Raw genomic sequence first — 11,788 nt, 5'->3', positions numbered from 1 at the left:
AGAGTTTTACTGTTTACAATAATCCTGGTAGATATCGAGAAACTCATGAAGCATCATGGCAGTAGCTCCCCATAGGGGTACTTGGTGTATGTCCCAATAGGGAACTTTGTAGCGGTGCTTTCCCAGTTCCCAGTTTTCAACCGTCAAATTTTTCTTATGCAACAGGGAGTTAAGCTCCACGGCAAATACTTCTTCCACTTCAGAAGGATTAATCTTGAAGTTAGGCTTCTTTTTCACCACGCCAACCACAGGGGTAACAAGATTGTTAGAATTATTGATGTAAAGGTCGCTGAGTTGCCCTATGATGGTTATAGATTCAGGTGGAATGCCAATCTCCTCTTCAGCCTCACGCAGGGCAGTTTCAGCAGCGCTTTCTCCTTGTTCGGCTCTTCCGCCTGGAAAACTTATTTGTCCGCCATGATCTATATCGCGACTTCGCAGGGTAAGGGTTAGTTCGGGTTTATTTTCTTCATTGGGGAATAATAATATCAGTACGCTGCTATCATTGGCATGATCGGGCGGCTCCATTTTTCTTAGGCTGCCACTTGATACTGGCCTGGGGGCCATTTTGAGTTGGGCTTTGCGCCCGGGCAACTCTTTTTGCAGTCGATTTTTTAAAAACCTGGTAAACTCTTTCATTAATGTATAACAATAGCTTTGGGTTTAAACGCGCTTTCGGGTATATGCTTTGCTATCTGTTCATCTGTTCGAACAAAATGTATCTAAATATAACATACCCACTACTAAAATGAGGGGTATTTTCAGTCTGTCAGAAAATTAATTGGTGTTAAAAAAACTTACTATACGGCCTATAGACAGTTTTTTTAGGGGAAAAGAAAATTTTCCTAAAAAAATCTGTAACAATATATCATTTGTTAACTCTTGTAAATGAAAATGGCAAAGGTCCTTTAAAAAATAAGCCAATGGTATTGGTAAAACATAATGAGAAATGACTATTTCGGATCTTTGTCAAGATTAGCACACCACGAAAAACGTGGGTTAAATTCTAACAAAAAGGGATAAACTATAATGTTATCTAATATCGTAAAAAAGTTAATCGCATTTTCTGTTGTTGCTCTTCTCGTAATGACAGCTTGTGATAATCCAACCAACACAAAAAAAGAAAAAGAACAAATCACCAATGAGGATATCCAGGAAATAATGGATAAACAGGGCCAGCCAATAGATGGCCAGTACATTGTCGTCTTTGATACGGACGCTGATGTGAGTCAGTCAAAAGCTAAGCTGCGCTCTCAGAAAATAAACTCAATGGTGTCGAAGTATAAGATCGGCAGCGATGCTCTTAAGCATAAGTTTACCAATGCAATTGGAGGATTCGCCGCCCAGCTTTCTGATGATCAGCTCACCAAGTTACGTAACGAAAAAGGTGTTGAATATGTAGAGCAAGATCGTATTGCCATACTTTCGCCACCTAAAATTAATAATCATTATCCGTGGTGGTACTGCTACTTCTATGGTATCGGATGCCATGATGACGGCGGTGGCCAACAAGAGACCCCCTGGGGTATTGATCGCGTAGGTGGTGCCACAGCCAGTTCCGGTACGGCCTGGGTTATTGATACGGGTGTAGATTTAGATCATGATGACCTGAATGTAAATACCAGCCTCAGTACTTCTTTTGTATCTGGTGAGCCATCTGCTGACGATGGAAATGGTCATGGTACACATGTTGCCGGTACAATTGCGGCCAAAGACAACGATATTGACGTTATCGGTGTTGCAGCAGGAGCTACCGTGGTAGGTGTAAAAGTACTTGGTAGCAATGGAAGTGGAACGTACTCCGGAATTATAAACGGGATTGACTATGTAGCAGCAAATGCCTCAGCAGGTGATGTTGCGAATATGAGTCTCGGGGGCAGTACGTCTCAATCTGTAGACAACGCGGTACGCAATGCTGCAGATCAAGGCATCTATTTTGCAATAGCTGCGGGTAATAGCAGTACCCATGCCAACAACTCTTCACCAGCTCGTGTAGAGTATAATAACGTTTGGACTATTTCTGCTATCAATTCCAATGATTACTTTGCCTCATTCTCAAACTATGGAAATCCGCCTATTGAGTATGCCGCTCCGGGTGTGAGTGTTAAATCGCTGTGGAAAAATAATGGTACCAACACTATTGACGGTACTTCTATGGCAAGTCCACACGCAGCAGGGGTATTACTTGTAACGGGAGGTAATCCCAGCAGTAATGGTACTGCAAATGGAGACCCCGACGGGAATCCAGATCCCATTATTCATCAATAGAAACAGTAAGGTTAAATAACTTTACTCGAAGCACCTGCTTTAACGGGCAGGTGCTTTTATTATAGGGCAGTATATTTATAAAACATAAACAACAGAAGGATAAGCAAAGTGAAGCCTAAGGTAGTTAGGTTTTATATCATTTTTAGTTTAATGATTAATAATTAATTGTCAACTAAGTTTGTAATCTTCGGAACAATTATTGTTATTAACCCTTCTTAATAATTGTAACAGAAATTTTACAAATGCTTTCTTCCAAAATTCTTTAGGGCATTTGGAGCTATAAATTTCTGTCTTTCAATATTCGCTCAGGCGAATACAATATTAAATTAAAGATAGATAACTATGCGAAATATATTCTCTAAGTTAACTTTATCGGCGATTTTAGTCGTTTTTGCCTTTACGGCCTGCGATCAGCCGACTACCAACCTTAACCAAGAAGAAAACCAAGAGGTTACCGAAACTAATCAGGATATCGGTGATCGGTATATCGTGGTGTTTAATGGTAAAAATTCAAAAGGAAAAGCGGTCGGTTCTGATATTGACAAAGTAAAAGCCGTTCGTTCTAATATGCTTTCTAATTATAGCATTGCCGAGAAAGCAGTGACAAATAAGTATAATGTAGCTATCAAAGGGTTTGCTGCTAATTTTACTGACAAACAGTTAAAAGATCTTCGCAGTGATGATCGTGTAGCATATGTTGAAAAAGATCGAATGGTCACATTGGCCCCTCCGGGAAAATGTAGTCCATGGCCTTCATGCAAAGATGGTGATGACGGTGGTTCAGGATCGCAAACCACACCATGGGGCATTAGTCGTGTAGGTGGTGCTACTGCAAGTTCTGGGACAGCATGGGTAATTGATACCGGTGTTGATTTGGATCATCCCGACTTAAATGTAGACCAATCTCGAAGTGTTACCTTTATCACTAAGGGGAAAGACTCAAAGAGTGCGGATGACGGAAATGGTCACGGTACTCACGTAGCAGGTACTATTGCTGCACTCGATAATGATATCGATGTGGTAGGTGTTGCTGCCGGTGCTACGGTGGTAGGGGTCAAAGTTCTTGACAGTCGCGGAAGTGGTTCCTATTCCGGTATTATTAACGGTATCGACTATGTAGCTGCAAATGCTGCACCGGGAGATGTTGCTAATATGAGTCTTGGCGGTGGTGCTTCACAATCAGTGGATGATGCGGTGCGAAATGCTGCTGACCAAGGGGTCTTGTTTGCTATAGCTGCGGGTAACGACAGCGATGATGCCAATAATTATTCGCCGGCACGCGTAGAATACAATAATGTGTGGACCGTATCTGCTATTGATGATACAGATACCTTTGCTTCATTCTCTAACTATGGAAATCCACCCATTGAGTATGCTGCGCCGGGTGTTGATATACATTCACTTTGGTTAGACGGTGGAACCGATACTATTAGTGGCACCTCAATGGCTAGCCCACATGTTGCTGGTTTATTACTGGTTACTAACGGCAGTCCAACAACAGATGGAAATGCCATTAATGATCCCGATGGAACAGCCGATCCTATTGCTCATAATTAAGGGTTAAATAGTTAATAAGGGCGAATGACAAAAAGGACCTGTTCAAAAGAGCAGGTACTTTTTTATTTGTTGTCGGTTTTTCTTTGTTCAGCCCTTCATAGTTCGTATTTTCCGCACTTTAATATTCTAATTACAGATCTTTTATCATTCCTATGAAAAAGAAGTACAATGTATACGGTATCGGAAATGCGCTGGTGGATATGGAGTTTGAAGTTACAAACTCATTTCTCGAGAAGCACGAGGTTACCAAAGGGGTTATGACCCTTGTAGATGAAGATACCCAGTTTAACCTGATTGATGATATCAACAGAGAGGAAACGGTTGAAAAGCCGGGTGGATCAGCTGCAAATACCATTTTTGCCGTAAGTCAATTTGGGGGTAAAGCTTTCTATTCTTGTAAAGTAGCGAATGATAAGTTCGGTGACCTTTATATAGAGGAGATGGAAGAAGCAGGTATTAATACCAACTTTAATCGACAGGAACGCGAAGAGGGAATCACCGGTAAGTGCCTGGTCATGGTTACGGATGACGCTGAGCGAACAATGAATACCTATCTCGGTATTACTTCAGAGTTATCTCCACACGAAATTGATGAGCTGGCGATCAAAGACTCGGAGTATGTTTATATCGAAGGGTATCTGGTAGCTGCTGATGGTGGATTTGAGGCCATGAAAGAGACAAAGAGTATTGCCCAGGAAAACGATGTAAAGACGGCACTTACGTTATCGGATCCGTCGATAGTGGAAGCATTTAAAGAGCGTTTTGAGGAAGTAATTGGAGCATCGGTAGATCTGCTCTTTTGTAATGAAGAGGAAGCAAAAATTTATACCGGCAAGGATGATATCCTGGAAGCGCGAGAGGCCCTCAAGAAAGAGGCCAAGCGTTTTGTGATTACACAGGGCAAAAACGGAGCAATGATTTATGATGGCGATACCTTTATTGATATTGAACCTTACGAGGTAAAAGCAGTGGATACTAATGGAGCCGGAGATATGTATGCCGGAGCTTTTTTGTATGGTATAACCAATGGTTTGGGATATGCGGGCGCTGGTAAATTAGCAAGTTTAGCGGGTTCTAAAATCGTATCACAATTTGGGCCGCGATTGAAATGGCACGAAGTGCAAGAGATCCTGAAAAAATCCCAAGCTACTGATTAACTACTCCGATGTTTGATACTATTGTTCTAGCCTCCGCTAATAAAGATAAAATTAAAGAACTGTGTTCAACCCTTGCACCTTTGGGAATTACGCTTAAATCTACCTACGATTTTCCGGAGTTAGAAGAAGTTATTGAGGATAAGCCCACTCTTGAAGGTAATGCTCTTAAAAAGGCAAAATACGTCTATCGAGAGACTGGGTTACCCTCTCTTTCTGATGATACCGGTCTCGAAGTAGATGCCCTTGATGGAGCTCCGGGCGTATATTCGGCGCGGTATGCCGGTGACTCAGTTACCTACCAAGATAATACTGATAAATTGTTAGATGAATTGTCAGAGGTACCATCGGAGGAGCGCAAAGCTCAATTTCGAACGGTCGTGGCTTTTGTTACTGATGAGGGGCAATATACCTTTGAAGGAATCTGTCGCGGAGTAATCCTCAATGAAGAGCGTGGGAGTCAGGGGTTTGGGTATGATCCGGTTTTTAAGCCCGACGATTATGAGCAAACTTTTGCTGAGCTTGATGCGGAAGAGAAAAATAAAATCAGTCATCGGGGAAAAGCAATTCAAAAGTTTTATGATTGGCTAAAGGAACAATCGTAAAATTTTGTGAATGCAAAATAATTGCACATAAAATTGCATGAAGAGTGAGTAAAAATTAATGTTGGAGCGTTGAATCTGTCACGCATTTCAATTAACTAGTGTTTTGATGATTAATATTATCACAATCGCTAGCTAAGCTGAGTGCGGAATTATGGTTCAACGTCGAGAACGTTTAGTATCGTTAGATGTATTCCGGGGCATCACTATTGCAGGGATGATTCTGGTTAATAACCCGGGCAGCTGGTCCCACGTATATGCTCCTTTGCTACATGCCGAATGGCACGGGTGGACCCCGACCGATCTCATCTTTCCTTTCTTTTTATTTATCGTTGGAGTTGCAATGACCTATTCCTTCGGAAAATTGTTTGAGCGAGACATACCAAAGTCAGAAATTTACAAGAAAGTATTTAAACGGTCGGTAATGCTTTTTGGTATCGGGTTGTTTATGGCCGTTTTCCCATTCGTCCGTTTTGATCCCCTGCAGCTCTATGATTTTTCTTCAATTCGTATTATGGGCGTACTCCAGCGCATTGCGCTTTGCTACTTATTTGCATCCATTATTTTTATGGAGTTCCGAAAAGTAAAATCCCTAGTTCTGTGGACGGCTGGTATTCTCATCGGCTATTGGGTGTTGATGATGGCTGTGCCCGTACCGGGACATGGAGCCGGGGTGTTGACAAAAGAAGGAAATCTGGCTACCTACCTCGATCAGCTTTTGTTGGGCGGTCACCTTTGGCAGCCGGGCTGGGAGCCTGAAGGATTGCTTAGTACCATACCAGCTGTTGCCACCGTATTAATTGGATTATTGACTGGTAAATTGTTGCGGTCCCAGAAATCAGACAAAGAAAAAGTAATACGAATGTTCCTGTATGGAAATGCGGGGTTGGTGCTGGGACTCATTATGGATGCGTGGTTCCCCATAAATAAAGGGTTATGGACCAGTAGTTATGTGCTCTTCACCGGTGGATTTGCCCTGCATTTCTTAGCAATTTGTTATTGGATCATAGATATGAAAGGGTATAAAAAATGGGCTAAGCCCTTTAAAATATATGGCCTTAATGCACTGGCCGTTTACGTGCTATCTTCTTTGATGGCAAAGCTGCTATATCTTATCCCCATATCTGTCGGTGAGGGCACAAGCCCACTTAAAAGGGTGATCTATGAGAGTCTTCTGCTCCCGATTGCAAGTCCTATAAATGCTTCCCTGATATTTGCGGTGGGTTACATACTCTTTTGGCTGTGGATTATGTGGATGTTCTACAAGCGAGAGATCTTTATTAAGATCTAATTTTAAGAAGGGAGAGATATTTTTCCGAAATTTATAGTCGGGCTATCGGGATCATTGGCATCCAGGGAGAAGCCTTTTCCTGATAGGGTCTCGTTGGCCAATATTGCAAACAGTACAGCTTCTTTGGCATCGGGATCGAATCCTATTTCTCCAAAACTCTTAATTGGGTATTCTGGTAACAACTCATCAATCCAGTTGCGAACAACAGGGTTATGGATGCCCCCCCCGCTTATATAAACAGCAGGTTTTGCTTCCTTTTCCAGCACCAATTCTATCGTTTCGGCAATAGTTTCGGCCGTAAGTTTGCTCAGGGTAGAAATCAAATCCTCCGGCTTTATATCGGCAACACCAGCTTTAAAAAGGAGGCGATCTACCCATTTTAAATTAAAGAGTTCCGGCCCGGTAGTTTTGGGCAGGGGCTTTTTAAAATAGGGATCAGCCTTGAGCGCATTGAGTGCTTTTCGATTTACGGTTCCCCGTTTGGCTATAGCACCATCTTTATCGTAATCAGCAGAAAAATATTGCCGGGTGGCCATATCAATGAGCGTATTGCCGGGCCCGGTGTCGGTAGTTATGGTTTGGGTTTGGCTGTTATTGCGGGCCGGCAAGTAGGTAAAGTTTGCAATGCCTCCAATATTAAGCAGGATACGCTCTTCGGAATCATGGGTATATAGTAGGCGATCCACAAAAGAAACCATGGGCGCCCCTTCGCCGCCAGCAGCCGTATGCTTTTGGCGAAAATCTCCAATTGTTAAAATACCGGTGGTTCGGGCTATATGATCGGAATCCCCGATTTGCAGGGTAGCGTTGGGCATGTTTTCCTGACGATGCTGAATCTTCGGTAAATGGTAAATCGTTTGTCCGTGACTGGCAATGCAGTCTACCTCTGAAGGGGCAATCTCCCAATCCCGGAGTGCTTCATTGATCAGTTGCCCATGATAGTTTCCGAGCCAGGAATGAAGCAGGCAAACTTCCTCCATTGAGGTCTCATTAATCGAGGAGATAGCACTCAGCCGCTTTTTGTTCTCAGTGGTATAGGGCTTGGTGACAAACTCTTTGAGTTCAATCTCAGTATTCGGACCGGCTCCATGAATCTCACAAAGTGCGATATCCAGCCCATCCAGGGAAGTTCCTGACATGAGCCCAATAATCGTTTTGGTATCTTTTTTCGCAATTTCGCCCAGCTTTTTAATGGAAGGATTCATTCAGTATGAGTGTGTTTTTTTAGGTCAACTACGCAGTTAGAGCAACGTTATAAAAGTTTTCAAAAAAATGCAGAACTGCCAATATATAGAACTCCTGTAATGGTAAAAATAATTTACTATAATGTTCTTCGCTCAATAATTGAATGTTAAGCAAGCTAAGAATTTACTCTAATCTAATACGAGGTACTTTTGGGCTTCACCATCATCGATTATATCGTGATCATTGTCTATCTCATTGGCGTTGCAGCACTCGGAATTTATGCTGCCGGGCGTCAATCTTCTACTTCTGATTACTTTATGGGTGGCCGGGGATTACCCTGGTGGGCCGTCATGTTTTCGGTGGTAGCAACAGAGACAAGTACCCTTACGTTTATCAGTATCCCTGCAGTAGCTTATGGAGGAAACCTTACTTTTATACAGATCACCTTGGGTTATATTGTTGGTCGTTTTTTAGTGAGCGTGCTGTTGCTGCCGGCTTATTTTGAGGGTAAACAGACGACCGCCTACCAGTTTTTGGCGAACCGTTTTGGCCCCTCCATGCGAAATGCAGCCAGTACTACTTTTATGGTTACCCGTTTATTGGCTGATGGAGTTCGCCTTTTTGCAACGGCAATACCACTGGCGATCATCTTACGCTTGGGCGGCGCCTTTACCGGTTGGGGAGATATCGAGCTCTACCTGTTGTCAATAACCGCTATTTCTGTTATTACTCTCATTTATACCCTCATAGGGGGTATTAAAGCGGTGGTTTGGATGGATGTAATGCAGATGGCGGTGTATATCGGCGGTGCACTTTTGGCCATTGGGATTATGTTTGGAGACCTGCCCAACGGTATATCAGGAGCTATTGCCATTGCGGCTGATGCTGGAAAAACGCAGATTCTGGACTTCGGTTTCGGGCAGCCCTTTACCGAGTTTATAGCCCAACCCTACACCTTTTTTACGGCCCTGATCGGGGGAGCCATCTTTTCGATCGCCTCCCACGGTACCGATCAGCTTATCGTACAACGCCTGCTTACCACCCGAAATGTTAAAGACAGCCAGCGTGCACTGGTATGGAGTGGGGTAGTAGTAGCCCTGCAGTTTGGGTTATTTTTATTCATCGGTTTGTTGTTATACGCTTTTTATGATGCGCAAACTGCCCAACAGCTGGGACTTGCCACGACCGATGAAATCTTTGCCAAATTTATTGTTGAGCAGCTTCCGGTAGGCCTGTCGGGACTTATTATTGCTTCGCTGTTTGCAGCGGCGATGAGTAGTCTCAGCTCTTCGCTTAACTCGTTGGCATCTTCAACAACCCTGGATCTGTATAAGCCATATTTGGGACAAGATAACACACCCGAAGAAGATCTTAGGATATCTCGTATTATTACCATGGTATGGGCCTTTATTTTAACAGGGTCGGCATTCTTTTTTGCCTATTTGCAGCTGCAGGAGGGCGAACGTCCCGCTGTGGTTGAGCTGGGGCTGGGAATTGCCTCATATACCTACGGAGGGTTATTGGGAGCCTTTATGTTGGGCCGTTTATTTTCGAGCCCGGATAAAACCGATGCAATGATTGGCTTTTTTGTGGGATTAGTTTCGCTGCTGTTTATGGTAGAAGGTCCTATTCAAAACATACTGCCGGGCGAGCCTTTAGCTATTGCCTGGCCGTTATACACGGTCGTAGGGAGTTTGATTGTAATAGCCGTCGGAAACATCTCAAGATGGATTCGAAAGATTAGTAAATAATAGTTGGAATGTTTTAATCACCAATGCGTATGTTTCTTTTTATTAACGCGTTTGTAAGAACTGGAGTTGCTGGGTTATTTTATCCGGCATAAGAATGCTAGGTCCGAGTGTTTTGCGATGGGTGATAATTTCATACCGGTGTGTTCCTCAGAAACAAGCAGAGTCGTAATGGACCATTGAAATTATCTTCGCAGGACATTCAGAGCTGTTCAGCATTCGCAGCCGGTGATTTTTTTGATTCGTTTTTTCATCATTGAAAAAATGAATGGATAAATAAAAGAGAATAGCAATGAACATAGTTAAAGTATTTATTATTTGTCTCTTGGGAATAGGGTTTGTCTCATGTTCTCATGAAAAAGAAACTATTCAAACTAAAGCCGGGCAGATTATAGCTATTGATAGTCTCATCCAACAAGAGATAGCTGCCAAGCATATTCCCGGCGCGGTGGTACAGGTAAAAAAGGGCGATTCTATTTTACATCAGGCGGCCTACGGTTATGCTAAAAAATATGATTTTAACTTGGAGCCGCTCGAGAATCCACAAGAAATGATCGTCGAGCATCTTTTTGATTTGGCATCGCTCACCAAGGTTTGTGCTACCACCTTTGGGATTATGAAGCTGGTGGATGAGGGTAAAGTTTCCCTTGATGATCCTATCCAACGATATTTACCGGAGTTTGATAGCGGAGATAAAGCGGATATCACTGTACGGCACCTGCTCACCCATACATCGGGACTGGCCCAGTGGAAGCCCACCTACTATCATGCATCGAATAAGCGAGAACGGTGTCATCATATTTCGGAGTTACCCTTAAAATGGAAGGTAGGTAAAGAGCGTCATTACAGTGATCTGGGATTTATGCTGCTGGGTGATCTCATCGAAAAGGTTTCGGGCCACCCAATGGATCAGTATTTGCAGCAAAAATTATATGAACCATTGGGTCTTGAACATATTGCGTTTAATCCCTTGCAGAAGGATTTGGCGCCCATTGCGGCCACCTCGCACGGAAATCCCTTTGAAAAACAGATGGTTTATGACGATGACTTTGGCTACCGGGTAGAGGTAGAGCCGGGAAAGTGGGATGGTTGGCGGCAATATACGCTGCAGGGAGAAGTGAACGATGGTAATGCCTGGTATGCGAACGGGGGAGTAGCCGGACATGCGGGATTGTTTTCGACGGTGAATGACTTGCAGGTCCTAGTGGATCTGTTGTTGCAAGATGGCCGTTATAACGGCAGTCAGTTTATATCACCAGCAGTCGTGGATACTTTTTTGACTGAAGATGAGTTTGGGAATGGTCTCGGATGGGCGATGGATAAAAATTTTATTGATGCGGAGGGAAGTCCCGTCGGTACATTTGGGCACATCGGTTTTACTGGGACTCATATTGTGGTAGCACCTAGCGATTCCCTGTCGATTATTTTGTTAACCAACAGGCAGCATGTAGGGCGCCAAGAGAATGGATACTATTTTAATCTGGGTCCGCTACGACAGGCTATCTTTGATACGGTGAAAGCGGCTCTCTGAGCTCAACTAGCTAGTGGTGAAGTTGCAATTCCAGTTTGGCAACCACCCCTAACCCCTCCTTGATAAGGAAGGGAATTTTGTAGCTGAGATGTAAAACTAATAGCACAATACAGTTAAAGCAGGTGCTATATTTTATTGTTGCTGTAACCCAAGAAGATGGCACATTTATTTCTCCTCCTTATGAAGCAGGAGACCAAGAGGTGGTTGGAAATAATGGGGAATTAGGCTACTCAAAGGTCAAAAATTCTAAGCCTTTACTACCGGCGTGCTGACCCACTCTTGGCCTCTCCCTACTGCTCGCAGGGAGAGGGACTCCTTTCTGTTATTTTTGCTGATTTTTTTAAACATATATTCTTTCAGAGAATCCCAGGAATATGTTCAGCTAACTACTCCTTACAAAAGTCTCTTCCCCTAGGGGTCTGTCGGACTAAGCAGTTCTAAAATTACTAAAT

Annotated in this window: 9 protein-coding genes; 7 read left to right on the top strand and 2 right to left on the bottom strand. The window is 43.2% G+C overall.

The features are described from left to right. Positions 1-6: 6 nt before the first annotated feature. The gene (locus G3569_RS14285; RefSeq protein ID WP_165270365.1) at positions 7-639 is read right to left on the bottom strand and encodes an NUDIX hydrolase; all 633 of its coding nucleotides are present in this window, start codon (positions 637-639) and stop codon (positions 7-9) included. 390 nt (positions 640-1,029) lie between these two features. Here G3569_RS14285 and G3569_RS14280 point away from each other — a divergent pair, with 390 nt between their 5' ends. From G3569_RS14280 to G3569_RS14260, 5 genes are all read left to right on the top strand, one after another. Continuing rightward, positions 1,030-2,268 (top strand): S8 family peptidase, encoded by a 1,239-nt coding sequence (locus G3569_RS14280; protein WP_165270363.1) that lies wholly within the window; start codon positions 1,030-1,032, stop codon positions 2,266-2,268. Positions 2,269-2,610: 342 nt separating this feature from the next. Next, on the top strand, positions 2,611-3,825 hold the full coding sequence (locus G3569_RS14275) for a S8 family peptidase (protein WP_165270361.1): 1,215 nt from the start codon (positions 2,611-2,613) through the stop codon (positions 3,823-3,825). 152 nt (positions 3,826-3,977) lie between these two features. Continuing rightward, positions 3,978-4,982, top strand: coding sequence for an adenosine kinase (locus tag G3569_RS14270; protein ID WP_165270359.1), 1,005 nt, complete (start codon positions 3,978-3,980; stop codon positions 4,980-4,982). A gap of 8 nt (positions 4,983-4,990) precedes the next feature. Beyond that, positions 4,991-5,584, top strand: a complete 594-nt coding sequence (gene rdgB, locus G3569_RS14265; protein WP_165270357.1) for an RdgB/HAM1 family non-canonical purine NTP pyrophosphatase — start codon at positions 4,991-4,993, stop codon at positions 5,582-5,584. A 151-nt stretch (positions 5,585-5,735) separates the two neighbouring features. Beyond that, positions 5,736-6,872 (top strand): acyltransferase family protein, encoded by a 1,137-nt coding sequence (locus G3569_RS14260; protein WP_165270355.1) that lies wholly within the window; start codon positions 5,736-5,738, stop codon positions 6,870-6,872. A gap of 2 nt (positions 6,873-6,874) precedes the next feature. On the opposite strand, the gene G3569_RS14255 is transcribed toward G3569_RS14260, so the two are convergent. Further along, positions 6,875-8,077: an anhydro-N-acetylmuramic acid kinase gene (locus tag G3569_RS14255; RefSeq protein WP_165270353.1), complete on the bottom strand. Its 1,203-nt coding sequence runs from the start codon at positions 8,075-8,077 to the stop codon at positions 6,875-6,877. Positions 8,078-8,266: 189 nt separating this feature from the next. Here G3569_RS14255 and G3569_RS14250 point away from each other — a divergent pair, with 189 nt between their 5' ends. Together G3569_RS14250 and G3569_RS14245 are read left to right on the top strand one after the other, a co-directional pair. Beyond that, on the top strand, positions 8,267-9,808 hold the full coding sequence (locus G3569_RS14250) for a sodium:solute symporter (protein WP_165270351.1): 1,542 nt from the start codon (positions 8,267-8,269) through the stop codon (positions 9,806-9,808). 289 nt (positions 9,809-10,097) lie between these two features. Then, positions 10,098-11,336: a serine hydrolase domain-containing protein gene (locus G3569_RS14245; protein ID WP_165270349.1), complete on the top strand. Its 1,239-nt coding sequence runs from the start codon at positions 10,098-10,100 to the stop codon at positions 11,334-11,336. Positions 11,337-11,788 lie beyond the last annotated feature (452 nt).

Source organism: Fodinibius halophilus (assembly GCF_011059105.1).
In the GTDB taxonomy this organism is placed as follows: domain Bacteria; phylum Bacteroidota; class Rhodothermia; order Balneolales; family Balneolaceae; genus Fodinibius; species Fodinibius halophilus.
Note: the sequence above shows the minus strand (reverse complement) of the source record. Positions and strands in the feature narration are given on the sequence as shown.